Below are 17,999 nucleotides of genomic sequence, written 5' to 3'. Positions count from 1 at the left end.
TTATCTATCATTTAAATGTGTGAAATATATCCATTGATTGTGACGAACTATCCTTCTTTTCTTCATCGAAAATGTAGGCGTTATCTAGATTTTCTTTTTTGTAGCAATGAGTGTAAACCCTAGTGAAAAATAGAGGAAACTTGCCACAATGGTGCTATACAACAATATCGTAATAGAAGTGGGAGCCCAAACTTTGATAAATGTCCAATTTAGGCCACCGAGTAAAATAGTGGGCGTAAAAAATATCGCGGCCAGTAGTGTAGTAGCGAGTACAAAATGTACAGATAAAAGGAATATTCTTTTGTAATTTAATTTTGCCAAACCACGTTGCTTGTTATAGAGGCTTTGAATATTTTTAAATAATAGGTAACAGAAGAAAATACTAATTGCGATGACGATAGCACTTATAATTGTTACAATTTTATCTAGCTTTTGATAGCTACTAACATGTTGATTTTGAATCGTTTTGCCTTCCCATAAATCCATGACCCCTTGTCCAATCGCTGTTGTAAAACTTGTATTCATATTGGCTAAAATAGCTACGCCTATTTGTTCATCTGGTTGCATGATGAAATATGAAGTAAAGGTTGGATTTTCACCAGCATGGTAAATATATGGTTTATTGTCCTTTTCAACAACTGCCCAACCGTTTGCATAAAAAGTATTCGTATCAAAAGGCTCCACTGTTTGATCGGGAATATGGGATTCTTGAATGAGATTGTTACTGAGTGAATAGATTTCGCTGTTTCCTAACTGTAATTTCAACCATCTCGCTATATCATTGGCGTTACTGATGATATAGCCAGCAGGGATATTCCCACTGTAGACAGGTGGTATATATGCCTGCTCTCTCATAAGGCCAATTTTATAACCAGAAGCCATATTACTAGATTGTACTTGATGAACCCCTACAAAAGATTGATCCATGTTAATAGGTTGTAAAATATTTTGCTGGATATATTGATCAAATGGCTGTTTCGAAACATGCTCAATAATTAGTCCTAAGACATCATAATTAATCGTTGCATATTCAAAGGAGCTACCTGGTTTGCGATTTAATGGATGATCCAGTAATGTTTTGACCGTTAGCTCAAGGGCGTTATCAGCCGTGCTTTCTGGAATACGAGTAATTGAATTAGAGGGAATTCCGCTTGTATGTGACAATAACTGCTGAATTGTCATGACCTGTTCCTCCCCTTTATAGGCTAATGATAACCAAGGGATATATTTTTGAACATTATCAGAGCGTTTTAACAAACCTTGATTTTCTAATTGCAGAATAGCAAGCGCCGTAAATGCTTTAGAGGTGGAGCCTAGCTCAAAAAGGGTATGAGAAGTGACAGGCGTTTTTGTTTTCATATCTGCAAAACCAAAGCCCTTTTGATATACCGTTTTCCCTTTATCAACAATGATTACCGAAAGGCCTGGGATTTCGCTAATGGTTTGCTGTTCCTCAATAAATTGATCAATTTTCCTAATTGTATCATTTGATGCAGCCTGTACTAATTTGGGTATCAAAATATAAAAGATCAATATTACAGCAATCATCATCGATTTTTTCATTAATCGTGTCATGTTGTTTTCTCCTTAGAATGAAATATATTTGTTACAACATGGATTACTATAACAACCAAAATATGGTCAAACCATCGATTAGCATGACTATTCGAGGGATAACATGACAATTTTGTCACATCAGAAAACTCAAAAAGGGCTACTCCTATATCAATAGGAGAGCCCCAATAAAATTTATTTAGTTTGCTCTGGAAGTAAATCTTGCCCATTAATTATGAGTTTAGATGCAGAGATGAGAATATCTTTATTGGCCTCATAATAAGGATCTAAAATTTTATAGAAGGCTTCCCATTGCTCACCAGCTTTTTCTTCTTCCCCATCTTTCTCAAGGGTAACAGCTTTTTCATAGTGTTGTTTTAATTTTGTGTAATCCGATTGACTAATTTCGAATTCAATATCAGCCATATATTCTTCAAAGGAAATTTGTTCATATTTAAAATGTGAGTTCAACTTTTCGTAGAATTGATCCCAAAGCTTCATTGATAACTCTTCGTTTTTATCTTTATCTGCTTTTTGAGCTTCATCATAGATAGATTTTAACTCTGCGAGTTCCTCTTTTGTCAAATCTACTTCCATGTCCGCCATGTATTGCTCAAACGTTAGTGGCGGATACAGCTCTTGGTGATACGGCTCAAGGATCGTGTAAATTTTATCTATTTTTTCTTGTGCCATTTCCGTTTTATCTTCTTTTGTGAATTTTACCCATTCTGTATAAAGAGTTTTCAACTGCTCTTTATCTTGAGCTTTAATAACAATGTTCTTTTCAGTAAATGCTGCTTCATTGATAAATTCTTCAAACGGCTCAGGTTGCCAGTTTGCTAATTCATAGGGTCTTGTGATGTTATCCATCGCTTGATAGAGACGTTCCATTTCCTCATAATTCTCTTCTTTTCCTGCTTTTTTCATGTCATGAAAGAGTTTTTCTAATTGGATTAACTCTTCTTTCGTTACGCCCTTAGGTAGTGATTTTTTGTACACATCAAAGGTATAGAAGTCCGAGTAATCCTCTATAATGCTACCTTCAACTGAAATTTCCTGTCCTTCCACTAGCTTCAATTGCTCGATTTGCTGATCAGAGAATTTGTGTAACCCAATATAATAATTTTTGCCATCTGTACCTTTGATGGTAAGGCCATCACCACCAAAATATTTAACGGTACCTTGTATTTTTTGTTCTATTTGCATTATGACATTATTTGTTGTTTCCGCAGATGTTGCACCAGCTTGCAGCGGTGTTAATACAGCCATTCCTAGTGTTAGTGCTGAAGCCAATAGCCATGTTTTTTTAACAGGTTTTTTCATGTTTATCAATTCTCCTTTAGGTTAACTTGTGTTACCAATAATTAGACGTTTTACCAATTGAAAAGGTTTTATCTTTTTTAAAAATTTTTAAAGAAATCAAAAGAGCGGAGTTCAAGACATGCCCTCTCTTTTTTAGTACCCGATTGCTTTGAAAAATAGCCATTATTTACAGTACAACTTACACAAAAGATTGGGTCTTATTTAGATTGAAGGAAGGAGTATATGTACAAGGACATGACGAAAGTGTTTTCTATAGGGAGAAAGAGAACTGAACGTTACTATTCTGCAAGGAGAGGAGCGTTTTCCGTTACGACCGAGTACGTCCTTGGAATTGCACGAGTAACGAAGGCATTAGTGCAGAGTATGATGGTTTTAGCTTTGTGCTCCTAATTGTTAGCTTTAGGAGCACTTTCTGATGAACATCAATTGAATTCTAATGTTTAAAATGTTCCACTACTACTGACTATAGTGAAAGTCTACCGATTCCAGTGGGTAAGCGAGCCTTTTTGAGACCCTGCACGTAGAGATAGCGAAGGAAGTAGCTTAACGCCAATCCACAGGAAAGCGGGTAGTCTGAAATGGGAATCATTATTTTTTATCTGTTTATGTTAAATCAGCTTTCATAAAAAGTGAATGCCTTTTCTACTGTTCATCCTGGAAATAGATTTTATAGAATTTACGATTCGTTGCCTCATCATAGCCAACTTCAATCAGCTCATCTATTTGATCGATATGTTGAATATTTACTTGTATTTCAATGTTGGCATCCAGTTTGATTTTACGTTTATACTTCTTCTCAGCCTTTTCTAAAGCACTGTCCGAAATGACTGTTTCATAGGGTTTGACTGAGTTGATGATGATATCTTTTTGGCTAGCATCTGCTTGCTCAAATACGGTGTCGATATAATGGTTTACTTGAAACTCCTCTTCATTTCTAAAATAATCTAGTGTTTTATTCAGAAGTCCCAGCTTCTCCGTGTTTGTATAATTTTCTTCCTTTAAGATGTATTTTTTACATTCAGCTAATGCTAAATCCGTTTTATGATAATGTTCATCTGCTGCTTTAATTTTTAAAAATCGTTCTTGCCAATAAACAATATCTTCTTTACGTTTCGTTTTCATAAACACAGCAGGTGCTTGATCTGGTCCCATATCAACAATGATAGCCATATTATTTATTTTCTTGACGTTAATACCATCAACGCCGTTGATAATCATTTGATTGTGGTCATTTTTAACATCTAAAAATATTTCTTTTTCATCAATTTTGACAATGGCAATAACCTTCTTAGCCTCATTCAATAGTAAACAATTTTCGAACAAACCAATAAACAGTTCACCGCTTTTAATGTTTGGATGTTGTGAGACACTATGTAAGTGCCTAGCCATATTTTGTGACTGTTCTAGAAAGTTACTGTTCTGTTCAAAAATAGTCTTGGAATACGTAAAAACTTCATTGAGCTCAATACTGGTTTCATGGAAGAATTCATATTGCTGCTCCATATCTATTTTACTAAATGCAAGCTGTGTAAAGGCTGCTTCTAGCATGACTTCAGGTTGAGACAAGGCTTCTTCTCCTAAAATAAGCGTCTCGCTCAAAAAATGCAGACTATATTGTGCTAATTTACTTTCACTGACTTCTAGCATAAATTTCACCTTCTAATTTTTCATAGTAGCTAGTATACCATATCCTATTTAATAGATTTACATTGACGGTGAAAATAAGGCATGAGAGGGGAATGGGAAATCCTACTAATAACGCAAGAGCCATGTTAAAGAAAATTGGATTTAGAAATAAGTAGAATAGGTTTTGAAGAAAACTTAGCAAAGATAAGTCAACTCATCCAATACCGCATCCATTTATTAATACCAGTTCTCAAATTATTTGAGGCTGGCTTTTTTTATGGCTATCAAAGATCAGATGTCTAGTTTTGAGAAGAATGTTGAGGATTAGAAGTTTAAAATGCCGTTGCTTAGATAATGCTAAAAACATGTAGGGATACTCTGTACGATTGTACTAAAGAGGGTGATTAATATGTGGGAAAAGATGATTTCCTACGTGCCGCATTGGCAAGTTTTTTTTCAGGGCTTTTTAGCATTTTTCATTCCATATTTGATTTTCAAATTGTTTCATGGTTTTTTAATTGTCAAAAAGGGCAACGGCAAGATTGATATAAAAGAATATAGTGATCAAAGTGAGACGGTGCATAAACCTATTCAAAAAACGTTAGAGCAATTTACAGGTGATTACAGTGAAGATCTTTTACAAATGAGGAAAGAGCTTGGTCATAATTGGGATATCCATTTCAGAGAATTTCACATTGGGAATACTGGTAACCGTGCAGCCATCGTTTTTCTTAAAGGATTATGCGATAAAGAGTTGATAGACAAGCATATTTTAAAATCATTAATGAATGGACTTTCAGAAAATTCCACGTTGATAAGAGGTTATGAATTACAGCAATTAATTGCAAATGAAATTCTACCAGTGAGTGATCTTATAGATGAATCGAATGTCATGAATTCTGTGGGAAAAGTATTAACTGGATCTACTGTCTTAATTGTTGATGGTATACCGAGTGTATTTATCATTGGTACCGCACATGGAAAGACTCGAAATCTTGAGGAGCCTGTTTCTGAGGCATTGGTACGTGGACCAAGGGTGGGCTTCACGGAAAAATTAAGTGTCAATACTTCTTTATTGAGGCAACATGGTGAAAACCAACATTTATCTATTATTGAAATGGAAGTGGGGGAGCGAATAAAAAAACAGTTAGTCTTAGCCTATATAGATGAAATTGTGGAACCTGATCTCGTCAAAGAGGTAAGGAAACGGATTGAATCGATCAGTTTGGATGATGTAGCTGAATCGGGTTATATTGAGCAATTGATTGAGGACAATTATCTTAGTCCGTTTACGCAAGTACAGAGTACCGAGCGTCCTGATCGTGTTGTCGCAGCTTTACTGGAAGGACGAGTTGCAATTCTATTGGATGGAACTCCCTTTGCATTAATTGTGCCAGTCGCTTTTAATATGTTATTGCAATCACCAGAAGATTATTATGAACGTTGGTTGCCTAGCTCTCTTATCCGTTTGCTTCGTTATTTTGCTGCGGGTATCACTTTATTTGGACCATCCCTGTATATTGCTTTTGTGTCGTTTCATCAGGGGTTAATCCCCACTAAATTAGCGTTGTCTATGATGGGGACAAGGCAAGGGGTACCCTTCCCAGCATTAATCGAAGCTCTCATTATGGAGGTTGCCATTGAAATATTACGAGAAGCAGGACTTCGTTTGCCGAAGCCGATTGGGCCGACAATGGGGATTGTTGGAGGGCTAGTTATTGGTGAAGCAGCAGTACAGGCAGGAATTGTTAGTCCGATTATGGTTATTGTTGTTGCGTTAACGGCTATTTCTTCTTTTGCTATTCCCCAATATAATGCTGGCATCACGCTACGAATGCTGCGATTTGTCTCGATGTTTTCGGCTGCTTTATTTGGACTATATGGCATCATCCTATTTTTCTTATTCCTTTGCAGTCATTTAGTGAAACTAAAGAGCTTCGGTGTACCATATCTTAGTCCTACTGTTCCGTATCGAGCAGGTGACTGGAAAGACTTTATGGTTCGTATGCCGTTCAGGATAATGAAACATCGTCCAAGATTGTTAAAGCCAAAAGATTCTGTCCGCAAAGGGGAATAAGAGGGAAGGAGAAAAACAGCTATGAACAGCAGTTTGAAAGATAAAATAACGACGTCACAAGCAGTTGTTATTATTATTAACTATATTCTTGCCACTGGGATTCTTACCTTACCTCGTGCATCTGTAGAAAAAGTAAAAACGCCGGATGTGTGGATTAGTGTTTTTTTAGGTGGAGTTGTTGCCATGATTGCAGGTGTGATTATTGTCAAGCTAAGCCAACAATATCCTGATAAAACATTTTATCAATACAATCAAGACATCATAGGAAAATGGTTGGGCTCATTCATAAGCGTATGTGTAATTGTCTATTTTTTTACTATTTCTGCCTTTGAGGTTCGCATAATGGCTGAAGTAACCTCTCTCTTCTTATTAGAAGGAACCCCTACGTGGGCTATCATTTTGCCCTTTTTGTGGGTAGGGATTTATTTGATTAGTGGTGGCATCAATACAATTGCTCGTTTGTTTGAAATCATTTTCCCTATAACCTTTGTGATTTTTTTGCTCGTGGCCTTTTTAAGCTTAGGAATCTTTGAGATCGATAATCTTAGACCAGTATTAGGTCTGGGGGTTGTCCCCATGTTAAAGGGGATCAAAACAGCGACACTGGCATTTTTAGGTCCTGAAATTATGCTGCTCATAGTAGCATTTATGTATCCATCAGATAAATCAAAAGCTGTAAAGGTTGTGCTAGTGGGCATAACGATACCTTTACTTTTTTATGTTATTACAGTTGTTATGGTTATTGGAGCTCTATCCATTGAAGGAGTGATGACAAGGACATGGCCTACGATTGAATTGATGCGAAGTTTTGAAATTCCTGGATTAATTTTTGAACGCTTTGAGTCGTTTTTACTGGTCATCTGGATTATGCAAATATTTGCTACCTTCTCGATTACCTATTATGCGGCTGCTTTAGGATTAGCTCAACTTTTTAAGAAAAGTATGAAACCTTTCTTATACGGATTATTACCTATTATTTATATTATTGCGATGACGCCAAAAAATATTAATGATCTTTTTACATTTGGAGATAAGATTGGTCATGCTGCATTGATTTTATTTGGTGCCGTACCTATTATCTTACTCCTTATATCAAAATGGAAAGGAAATAATAAAGCATGAAGCGGAAACATCGATATATCCGATATCTTCTAGTAATAACTGTATCCTTCCTTCTTACTGGATGCTGGAGTAGTAAAGAGATTGAGGATTTAGGTCTCATTGTAGGTACATCATTGGATTTAGAAACGGGTGATGTATCTTCTGAGGAGCAACAAGATGCTAGATATGCAAATAGGGAGCTGCTAACGATTACCAATCAATTCATTACGTCAGAGACAACGGTTTCTGGAACGAAGGAGGGCGCATTACCAGAAAGAGCATATAAAAATGTGACTGAAACGGGTGATGCGGTGTTGCCAACTTTACGAAATATGCTTCTAAAAGTTGACAAACGTTCCTTTGCTGAACATTCCAAAGTGATTATCATTGGAGAAGAATTAGCTAGTACCGTCAACCTGCAACAAACACTAGATTTTTTTCTAAGAGAATTAGAAATACGACCTAGCGGCCAGCTCCTTATTGCTCAAAATCGGGCAAGTCAGGCACTTGAAACGAATGAACCAACGAAAATTCCAGCCTTTCAATTAGTAGAAATGATGGAGGGGCATGAAAGGACGACTAAGATTTTACCACCGATGACCGTTGCTAAGCTAGAAGGAAAGCTCTATTCAGACTCGAGCTTTTTATTGCAAAATGTGTTAGCGGAAGATGGGGAAGTAAGGTTTGCAGGAGCTGCTGTCATTGAAGGTAAAACTAAAAAGTTGCGTGGATTTTTAAATGAAAGTGACTTGGAAGGAATTGCATGGATAACAGGCAAAGGGAAAGGTGGTTTAGTCAAAGGCTTTGATGAGGAGTCAGGGGCGCCCATTATCTATGAAATTATTTCAGCTAAAAGTAAAATTATTCCACAAATAAAAGATGATCAAATCTCTTTTACCTTAAAAATTCAAACAGAAGGTAGAATCTCTGAACATTGGGTCCTATCAGATAAGGCATTTGACAATCGATTTCTGAAAAAAGCGGAGAAAGTATTTGAAAAAGAGATTGAACGATTAGTGAAGAAGGTTTTAGAAAAAACACAACATGAATTTCAAACGGATGTTTCTGGATTTGGCAATAAAGTAAGAATAGATTATCCAAAGGTATGGCAAAAAATAAAAAAAGATTGGGATCAAACGTTTAGTGAGGTTCCGATTACATGTGAAGTGAATGTAACCATTAAGGACTATGGGACGTCAGGTGATTAACATCGTTAATCATCTTTTTTTTGTTCATTTGTATATACTGGAATAAAGGAACGTATATTGGCAATTCAAAAAGAGGGAGGATAATAGGCATGCAATATACCATTCAATCAATCGCTACAGTTCATAACAATCGGCAAATGATCCACGATGATCATTGGGGAGAGATTATATCAACCATTGAACTTGCTGACCAAATCCAGGAAGCATCCATAATAGGAATAGAAGAATTTTCTCATCTAGAAATTATTTTTTATTTTGATAAAGTTACAGACGATCAGATCCAATATGAGGCGAGACATCCTAGAAATAATCAAAATTATCCCGAGGTCGGCATTTTCGCGCAAAGGGGTAAGAATAGACCCAATAAATTAGGAAGTACAATCGTTGAGTTATTAGAGGTCAAACCTAGAGCATTAATCGTCCAAGGGCTAGATGCCATTAATGGCACACCTATACTAGATATAAAGCCTGTGATGAAAGAGTTTTTACCTAAAAAGGATGTTCAACAGCCAGCGTGGTCAATAGATTTAATGAAGGCCTACTGGGGGTAATAAAGTTGTTAAAGCGAAGACATTTGAGCATTTTTAAGAATATTGTTGCACTATGCGATGGATGCAGAGCATTGTGGTGTAGTAATCGAGGGGAGTAGCATGCTCCCCCTGAATTTTTATAGAATAATTCCCTCTTGATAAAGAATGCTAATGGCATGAGAGCGATTTCTGGCATGTAATTTTTTGATAGCGGATTTGACATATTGGGTAATAGTTAATTCACTTAAATCCATAAAATCTGCAATTTCCTTCGTACTTCCCCCCTGTGCTACCTGTCTCATCACCTCCAGCTCACGTTTGCTAAGAAGGCCTTCCTTTTTGCTATTTCTAGCTTGCATGATAAGCTGACCAATAACATTTCCAAAAGCTGTCATGTCATCCAATAGCTTTTCATTTATAGCTATTTCCTCTTCCAATTGTGTACTACAAATATAGCCGAAAACATATTGGCCAATGAAGATGGGAATGATTAAAAATGAATTATTTTGTGAGGGAATAGAATATTTAATACTTATATTTTTTAAATAATCCATCCCTGTACAAAATTTAGCCTTCTTATCCTCAATAGCAGCATAAATAATAGGGAAGCTACGAATCTCCTCTCGAATTTCACCGATATGACTACCTCCAGATTCATTCAAAAAAATGATTCCTTCAGCTACAAAGCCTATTGGAGAATACCTTAATAAGTAGGCATCTTTGATAGGAAAAGAATCTAAATATACCTGCAAAATATGTATCAACAGCTCTTCATGATTGGCATAACTTTGTACCGTGTCGAAACGTTTTTGAATGGTATAAAGATTGGACATGACCTATCCCCTTTTTTAAGTATATACTACGCTTAAAATAAGGAATTTTCAATATTTTCTGTAAGTTGTAGTATTTAATCTAAGGAAATCCAGTATTTTCTTGTATTTGTATTTAATAATTTATTGGAGTGAGGGGTGTAGTGGATGAGTAGCCAAACAATTAAAGAGGTGGATGCAGTTGTTTTAGGCGCTGGCTTTGCAGGCTTGTATATGTTACATCAGCTGAGGAGTAAAGGTTTTTCTACCATTGTATGCGAGGCTGGAGATGGTGTGGGCGGTGTTTGGTATTGGAATCGTTATCCGGGCGCTAGATGTGATATAGAAAGCATCTATTATAACTATACATTTTCAAAAGAGTTGTATGAAGAATGGACTTGGACATCTAGATTTCCAGAACAAGCGGAAATATTACGTTATTTAAATTACGTGGCAGATCGCTTTCAATTGCGAACGGATATCCAATTTAATACAAGGGTCACTGCAGCACATTTTAATGAGGAACGTCATAAATGGATTGTTTATCTAAATGACGGACAGCACATTTTAGCAAAGTATTTTATTACAGGAATAGGCTGTCTGTCTGCTGCCAATGTTCCTAACATTCAAGGACTGCAACAGTTTAGCGGAAATTGGTATCACACGGGGCATTGGCCACATGAAAAGGTTGATTTTACAGGGAAACGAGTAGGAATTATCGGGACAGGCTCCAGTGGTATTCAAGCCATACCTGTAATTGCGAAAGAAGCAGAGCAGCTTACTGTATTTCAACGGACACCACAATATACGATTCCAGCTCGTAATCATCCATATGATGAGAACTTTATCAAAGAAACCAAGCAAAATTTCGAAGCTTTAAAGCAGTCAATGAGAAATTCTGTATCAGGTACACCTTTTGCACAAAATCAGCAATCTGCAATGGAGGATAGTGATGATAAAAGGATGGCGGTTTTTGAGGAAGCTTGGGCACAAGGTGGTTTTGCCTTCGCATCCACTTATGATGATTTGTTAACAAATGAACAATCCAATGAAAAAGCAGCAGAATTTATTCGCTCTAAAATACGACAAATTGTGAAAGACCCTGTGGTAGCAGAAAAATTATGTCCGAAGTATATGTATGGTACGAAAAGACAGGTTTTAGATAGCGACTATTTTGAAGCCTACAACAGGGAGAATGTTGTACTGGTGGATGTAAAAGAATCACCTATCAAAAAAATAACAGAAACAGGCATTCAAACGACGGATGAACATTACGATTTAGATAGTATCATTTTTGCAACAGGCTATGATGGCATGACAGGACCATTATTTAAAATTGATATAAGGGGAAGGAGCGGTGAGACATTAAAGGAAAAATGGGAGGATGGTGCTTCTGTTCAAACATATCTCGGACTAACAACAGCAGGTTTTCCTAATTTATTTATGATTACTGGTCCAGAAAGTCCATCTGTCCTCGTGAATATGCCAATCGCTATTGAGCAGCATGTAGAATGGATTGCACAATGTATCGATTACTTGCGTGAGCATGACATTGACCTTGTGGAACCAAATAAAGAAGCCGAGGAGGCTTGGAGCAAGCATTGTCGAGAGATTGCTAACACAACACTTTACGTCAAAGGTGATTCCTGGTATACGGGAGCTAATATTGAAGGTAAACCCCGCAGTTTTTTAATTTATCTGGGTGGATTTGATTATTATACAAAGCATTGTCATGAGGTGGCTCAAAATAATTATGAAGGCTTTAAATTAATGAGATTAAAATCAATATCATAGTTTGCAAGAGAGGAGCATATATCAATATGGGACAACAAGTAGTCATTATTACAGGTGCAGGAAATGGTATAGGGAGAGAAACAGCAAAATTACTAGCCACACAGGACAAGGCATTAGTATTAGTAGATTTTGATGAGAAAAGTGGTCAAGACACACTACACGCTGTGAAGGAACATCAACAACAGGCTATCTTTGTCCACGCAGATGTTTCGAAAAGCCAAGACGTGAAGAAATATGTGGAGGCTGCAAAAGAAGCATTTGGTAGAATTGATGCGTTCATCAATAATGCAGGTGTGTTAAGCCCGCCATCTTTACTAGCAGATTTAGAGGAAGAGACATTTGATAACGTCATTTCGGTCAATCTGAAAGGAACTTTTTTAGGCTTAAAATATGTGTTAAAAGAGATGGAGCAACAACGGTCAGGTGTCATCGTGAATACTTCTTCAGCAGCAGGCATACAAGGACAATCCTATTTAGGCGGCTATGCGGCTAGTAAGCACGGTGTTATTGGGTTAACTAGAACTGCTGCCATTGAATATGGTCCTAGCGGTATACGAGTAAATGCTATTTGTCCAGGTGGTGTAATGACTAATATGACAAAGGGCTTAACGTCCAATCCAAAGGAAAACGGCCCCCTAAGAAGATTAGCAAATGCTTCTGAAATCGCAAATGTAATCGCTTTCTTAATTTCGGAGGAAGCCTCTTATGTGAATGGCGCTGTCGTACCAATTGATGGCGGTTTAACATCGTAAAAAATATTTTAAATAAGAAAGGAAGAATTTTAATGGAACATCGTATTGATTCAGAACTAAGAGAAACGTTAGCCATTTTCCCCCCATTAGATTTAGATAATGTACAGGCAACAAGAGAAGGAATGGCAGCCGTTGCTGTGCCAGCTCCGATAGATGAACAGATAACAGTTGAAAATAAAGTGATTCAAGGGCCTAATGACAACGATTCTCTTCGCATTCGTATTTATAAGTCAAAGGAGCAGAAAGAAATTTCCCCAGGGCTGCTATGGATTCATGGCGGCGGCTATGTCTTAGGTGCTCCAGAAGGAGATGATTTGCTTTGTCAGCGCTTTGTTAATGAAGCGAAGTGTGTGGTTGTATCTGTAGACTATCGACTTGCTCCTGAATATCCTTATCCAGCACCACTTGAAGATTGTTATGCTGCGTTAAAATGGGTAGCAGATCATGCGGACGAATTAGGGATTGATCTCAGTCGTTTAGGGATTGCTGGAGCAAGTGCTGGAGGAGGTCTCACAGCTGCACTCGCATTACTTACTCGAGATCGTCATTATCCAAAGCTTAGTTTCCAAATGCCTCTATATCCAATGATAGATGATCGGAATAACACACCATCTTCATTAGAAATTACGGGACATATGATCTGGAACCACTCGCTCAATCAAAAAGGCTGGGAAATGTATTTGAGTGGAGAGAACGGCAGCGACAATGTGTCACCATATGCCGCAGCAGCTAGAGCAGATGATTTATCAGGATTACCGTTTACGTATACATGTGTTGGTCAATTAGATCCATTCCGTGACGAGACTTTACAATATGTGACAAAGCTATGTCAGGCTGGAGTAGATGTCGAATTCCACTTATACCCAGGTTGCTATCATGGCTTTGAAAGTATTGTTCCAACAGCCGCAGTCAGTCAAAGGGCTGCCACAGAGTATGTAGAAGCTGCTAAATATGTTTTGCATCGAAAGATTTCAGTGCCTTTATAAATAACTTACAAAAGTCTCGAAACTTTGATTTAAAAAAGTTTCGAGACTTTTTTGGCAATCATAATTACATCATAACTAGTTTGTAATGCCACCTTTTAGGTTAGACTTTTATCGAGTGAAAGGAGGAGAATACAAATTGCTACAATTTGATTCAAAAATTGTTGGAAAAGAGATTGCTTTCGGCTATTTACGTGATAAAATTGCCAATCGAGGTTTTACGATTGGTGGGAATTGGGAGTATTATAAAGGAAGCTTCGATTCGGTATTATGGAAAGAGGCAGGGGAAACTATTTATTTGCGTGTTCCCTTTATCGTAACATCAGGGGAACTCGATAATGAGGATGCCCAAATTCGTTTTCAAAAACCATTTGTCATTAAGCATGTTGAGAATATAGGTCTAGATTATGATGAGGGGTCTTTACTTGATGCAACTGGTGTTAGTCAATTCCAAACTCCGCTTGATAAAGACGGGTATATTCACGATAAAAGTAGATGGATTCAAGCAGGCGAACAAGCTGTTGAAGAAAAAGTGCTACCTTTTTTTATGCATTAGCTAGATAAATTTGAATAGCTAATGGCTAAAATTATATGCCTTTTATCCTTTTTATTATTGGGAACTTGTAATCAAAAATAGAAATAGAATTGTCGTAAGAATTTTCCAACATTATAATAGTGTTAACGTACACTACTAGAAGAGGTGAGTTTATGGACAAAATAGCTATAGATGATTTTCAACATACCCATCAGAAATTGCAACAAGAAAGACTCATCCATCGAAAAGAAGCGTATCTTGATGTGTTAGCGAAAACAAAAGCATTTGGTGAAATAATCACTTTTGAAGGTATAAAAGGTAATAAAAGAGACGTCTAGGGGACGTCTCATGTTGTTGAAATAAGATCATGTCAATAGCAGAAAAAGAACTTTTAGCGAGGGGTTGGTTTCCGTTCCGCCAGCGTCCTTTCCAGGGGGCGTCCGATGAGCCGCTTCACTCACTTACGCTCGCTCCAGGGTCTCAGCTGTGACGCTAAATCCCCTAGGAGTGACGCTGGCTCCACTCCAATCAACCATTTGGCAAAAGTGCCTTTTCCTTCTCTTTCATACGAGCCGTCACGATCAAAATCGCTCCTTATTTGTCTGATGAGAGAAAGGAAAGCTCCTTATTTTCAATGTGGAGAAGTGATGCGTGGCAACACCTCTTCATAAAGAGTAGGGAACACCTTCACTTTATTTGAAAACCTTTGTTAAAAAGAAATATCTTTATGGATTGGAGTGGAAGGCTACTTGACTCCCGTGGGATAGCGAGACAGGCGAGCCCCTGCACGGAGCGGTAGCGGAGGAAGCAGCTCGGCGCTCGCCCACAGGAAAGCAAGTAGCCTGCAACGGACATCTATTTTTACCTTTCACAAAATTTCTATAGATCGTTTTGTTTTTCAACACTAAGAGACGTCTAGGGGCGTCTTTTTCTATTTTCTTAACGCATTAAAAATGAAAGGGTGAACAACAATGAAACGTATCATGCCATTATTACTGCTAGTAATGGTTTTATGTGTTGCTTGCGTGCCACCTAAGGATAAGAATAACGGAGGCTTAGAAAAAGAGGAGACGCGCATGGCTCCTTCAATGAATTCAACAGTAGAAATACTAGCAAATCAATTGCAAACACCATGGTCGATTCAAAAAAATGGTACTGTTTTTTATGTAGCAGAAAGGCCAGGTAGTATTGTAAAAATCGCGGAAGGAGGAGCAGTTGATAGGCAACAGGTCATCCTCAATAAGGAGCTTTCAACAGCGCCGGAAGCTGGTTTATTGGGGTTTGTATTAGCGCCTAATTTTTCAGACAAACAGATTGCCTTTGCTTATTATACGTATGTTGAGGGAAGCGAGCAGTTTAATAGAATTGTTACATTAACCTTGAACGATAATAAGTGGCTAGAAACGGATCTTATCATAGATCGGATAAAGAGTGGTACATATCATCATGGTGGTCGTTTAAAAATAGGGCCTGATGGTAAACTGTATGCAACAGTAGGCGATGCGAAGCAACCTTCCTTAGCACAAAATTTAGATGCTCTAGAGGGGAAAATTTTGCGCATCAATTTGGATGGCTCCATACCGAATGATAATCCTTTTCCACAGTCCTATGTATACAGCTATGGACATCGAAATCCGCAGGGCTTGACCTGGGCAACAGATGGTACGATGTATGCCAGTGAGCATGGCAATGCCGCAAACGATGAAATTAATATAATCAAGAAGGGGAAGAATTATGGTTGGCCCATTATGGAAGGAACAGAGAGACAGCAAGGTATGATCACACCTCTCTTTACATCGGGTACTTCTAAAACATGGGCACCATCTGGCATTGACATTGTGGATGATCAATTATATGTTGCAGCTTTAAGAGGTACCGCAGTTTTAGCGTTTGCTGTGAAAGAAAACAAACATACTGAACGATTGTCGGAATTTGGAAGAATTCGTGATGTCTTTGTGGATGACGCATTTCTTTATTTTATTAGCAATAATACAGATGGTCGAGGAAGCCCACAGTCACAGGACGATAAACTATATCGGATACCATTGTGATATACTATTTGTGAAGACATAGCAGGGTATAAGGAATGGGGAGGACTAACATTGGCTAATTATCTTAAAATCGCAGTGGCAATTGATTTCTCGGAACAATCATTAAAAGCATTGGATCGAGCAAGTCACTTAGCCATGCAACACAATGCTATTTTGCAGTTAGTGAACGTCATTGATACAAAATCATTTGGAGCGGTATCTGCATATGATTTGAAATATGCGGAGGAATTAAAGAAAGAAAACGTTGTAAAAATGGAACAGCTGGAAAAAGAGGCATTGCAGACAGGAGTCAAAACGGTGGAATCTGTAGTAGAAGCAGGCTCACCAAAAGGTATTTTAACACAATTACCGAATGTGGACTTAATTGTCTGTGGTGCAACAGGGTTAAATCGTATGGAGAAAATGATGTTAGGATCTGTTGCAGAGAAAGTAGTGCGCTATGCTCTCTGTGATGTGCTAATTGTCCGTTAATTTTTTGAATAAAAAAGACCTGCTTGTGCTAGTAGACAAGCAGGTTTTTCATTATTCGATTGTTTGAGCGTTATCAATAATGCTTTGAGGAATATCAATTGTTTTTAGGTGGTTGAAATCAGTGTAAGTAACGACTGATTTTGTATTCATGATTAATTCGTCACCTTCTACGGCCATTTTTAAATCAAAATTCATATCCATTTTTTTTGTATCGAAAGTCTCTTTATCGATGTGTAATACATAGTTGATTTTTTCAATTGTTAATTGATCCATTGGATTTTCTTCTAATCCCATATCCTCGATAGATTTAGTGATCTCAGAATCAATTAGCTCTTTAAATTTATCGCCTTTTGCTTCTAAAGTAAGGACATACTCATCGTCTGTTTGTTCAAATTTAAAATCACCAATGAATTTTTTTAGATGTTCTAGCTGTTCTTTCGCATCTGCAGAAGCAGCCGTTTGATCTAAAATCTCATCAAAATTCTCATCAGGTAGCTTGATCCAGCTATCAGTTGTCATATCTTTCATGAAAAGACCAGTGTCTTTCTTCATGTATATTTCTATTGGCATGTCCGTTGTTTCTTCGCCTTCACTCATCATATCGGGCATCGACATTGAACCTGACAAATGCATTGCAAGTGGGTCAACAATGATGTCCATGTCCATTTTAGAGTCGATAGAAAATTCCATAGCCTCTTTACCAGATCCAACCTTTGTTACCTGTGTCATGTCCATATTGGCACTTGCACTTTTAATGTCAGCCTGGCGGTCCACTGCTTTGTCATACACTTGTTCTAAAGTGAGTTTGCTTGTTTTAGTTGTGTCTTTCGTAGGGGTAGCACTCGAGTTACAAGCTGCAAGTGTCAATGCTAGTGTCCCAACTGCTAATACTTTAAAAATTTTCTTCATTACTTTCATCTCCTATTCTTGGTAAAAAACACTATCTACTACTATACGCCCTAAAAAAGGAAAAGTTTCGTTATTTTTTTAAAAAGACTAAGCTTTTATTAAAAAAATAACATTCTTTTCACAACTGCACGTGATAAACATGTGAAAATTAATAAAGGTACAGAAGCATAATTAAAAAAGAAAAAGCTGTCACCAAGCAATTGTTCAATGACAATTGCTTGGGACAGCTTTTTTGATTATCTTTGTTCTGCAGAGATTTAAGTGTCCGCTGATCAC

The 17,999-nt window shown here is 37.4% G+C and carries 16 protein-coding genes; 11 read left to right on the top strand and 5 right to left on the bottom strand.

What is annotated here, in order from left to right:
- Positions 1-84: 84 nt before the first annotated feature.
- The 3 genes from CRI88_RS07790 to CRI88_RS07780 form a co-directional block, all read right to left on the bottom strand.
- Positions 85-1,575 (bottom strand): serine hydrolase domain-containing protein, encoded by a 1,491-nt coding sequence (locus CRI88_RS07790; RefSeq protein ID WP_058844350.1) that lies wholly within the window; start codon positions 1,573-1,575, stop codon positions 85-87.
- A 174-nt stretch (positions 1,576-1,749) separates the two neighbouring features.
- A complete protein-coding gene (locus tag CRI88_RS07785; RefSeq protein WP_101966535.1) occupies positions 1,750-2,877 on the bottom strand; it encodes a hypothetical protein in 1,128 nt (375 codons plus the stop codon).
- Between the two features lie 642 nt (positions 2,878-3,519).
- Entirely contained in the window at positions 3,520-4,524 is a 1,005-nt protein-coding gene (locus tag CRI88_RS07780) for a nucleoid-associated protein (RefSeq protein ID WP_101966534.1), read from the bottom strand.
- A gap of 388 nt (positions 4,525-4,912) precedes the next feature.
- On the opposite strand from CRI88_RS07780, the gene CRI88_RS07775 reads away from it, so the two are divergent.
- From CRI88_RS07775 to CRI88_RS07760, 4 genes are all read left to right on the top strand, one after another.
- The gene (locus CRI88_RS07775; protein ID WP_089934659.1) at positions 4,913-6,580 is read left to right on the top strand and encodes a spore germination protein; all 1,668 of its coding nucleotides are present in this window, start codon (positions 4,913-4,915) and stop codon (positions 6,578-6,580) included.
- A gap of 21 nt (positions 6,581-6,601) precedes the next feature.
- Positions 6,602-7,702, top strand: a complete 1,101-nt coding sequence (locus CRI88_RS07770) for a spore germination protein (RefSeq protein WP_089934663.1) — start codon at positions 6,602-6,604, stop codon at positions 7,700-7,702.
- Positions 7,699-8,889 (top strand): Ger(x)C family spore germination protein, encoded by a 1,191-nt coding sequence (locus CRI88_RS07765; RefSeq protein WP_089934665.1) that lies wholly within the window; start codon positions 7,699-7,701, stop codon positions 8,887-8,889. The genes CRI88_RS07770 and CRI88_RS07765 overlap by 4 nt, the downstream gene beginning before the upstream one ends.
- An 89-nt stretch (positions 8,890-8,978) precedes the next feature.
- Complete coding sequence (locus CRI88_RS07760; RefSeq protein ID WP_089934667.1) at positions 8,979-9,440, top strand: SAM-dependent methyltransferase; 462 nt, start codon at positions 8,979-8,981, stop codon at positions 9,438-9,440.
- Positions 9,441-9,556: 116 nt separating this feature from the next.
- On the opposite strand, the gene CRI88_RS07755 is transcribed toward CRI88_RS07760, so the two are convergent.
- Complete coding sequence (locus CRI88_RS07755; RefSeq protein ID WP_058844352.1) at positions 9,557-10,252, bottom strand: response regulator transcription factor; 696 nt, start codon at positions 10,250-10,252, stop codon at positions 9,557-9,559.
- 144 nt (positions 10,253-10,396) lie between these two features.
- On the opposite strand from CRI88_RS07755, the gene CRI88_RS07750 reads away from it, so the two are divergent.
- From CRI88_RS07750 to CRI88_RS07715, 7 genes are all read left to right on the top strand, one after another.
- Entirely contained in the window at positions 10,397-12,022 is a 1,626-nt protein-coding gene (locus tag CRI88_RS07750; protein WP_089934669.1) for a flavin-containing monooxygenase, read from the top strand.
- A gap of 26 nt (positions 12,023-12,048) precedes the next feature.
- On the top strand, positions 12,049-12,774 hold the full coding sequence (locus CRI88_RS07745; RefSeq protein WP_170829904.1) for an SDR family NAD(P)-dependent oxidoreductase: 726 nt from the start codon (positions 12,049-12,051) through the stop codon (positions 12,772-12,774).
- Positions 12,775-12,806: 32 nt separating this feature from the next.
- Positions 12,807-13,760 carry an alpha/beta hydrolase gene (locus CRI88_RS07740; RefSeq protein WP_089934673.1) on the top strand — a complete coding sequence of 318 codons (954 nt, stop codon included), beginning with the start codon at positions 12,807-12,809 and terminating at the stop codon, positions 13,758-13,760.
- Between the two features lie 136 nt (positions 13,761-13,896).
- Positions 13,897-14,313, top strand: coding sequence for a YugN family protein (locus tag CRI88_RS07735; RefSeq protein WP_089934675.1), 417 nt, complete (start codon positions 13,897-13,899; stop codon positions 14,311-14,313).
- A 152-nt stretch (positions 14,314-14,465) separates the two neighbouring features.
- Positions 14,466-14,630 (top strand): hypothetical protein, encoded by a 165-nt coding sequence (locus tag CRI88_RS22430; protein WP_170829905.1) that lies wholly within the window; start codon positions 14,466-14,468, stop codon positions 14,628-14,630.
- Positions 14,631-15,263: 633 nt separating this feature from the next.
- The gene (locus CRI88_RS07720) at positions 15,264-16,343 is read left to right on the top strand and encodes a PQQ-dependent sugar dehydrogenase (RefSeq protein ID WP_089934679.1); all 1,080 of its coding nucleotides are present in this window, start codon (positions 15,264-15,266) and stop codon (positions 16,341-16,343) included.
- Positions 16,344-16,394: 51 nt separating this feature from the next.
- Entirely contained in the window at positions 16,395-16,814 is a 420-nt protein-coding gene (locus CRI88_RS07715; protein ID WP_036123932.1) for a universal stress protein, read from the top strand.
- A 51-nt stretch (positions 16,815-16,865) separates the two neighbouring features.
- Here CRI88_RS07715 and CRI88_RS07710 read toward each other — a convergent pair whose 3' ends face one another.
- Positions 16,866-17,723 (bottom strand): DUF6612 family protein, encoded by an 858-nt coding sequence (locus CRI88_RS07710; protein WP_089934681.1) that lies wholly within the window; start codon positions 17,721-17,723, stop codon positions 16,866-16,868.
- Positions 17,724-17,999: the final 276 nt, after the last annotated feature.

This window comes from Lysinibacillus fusiformis, from assembly GCF_002845985.1.
GTDB lineage: Bacteria > Bacillota > Bacilli > Bacillales_A > Planococcaceae > Lysinibacillus > Lysinibacillus fusiformis_D.
This window is presented reverse-complemented; position numbering and strand designations above follow the sequence as displayed.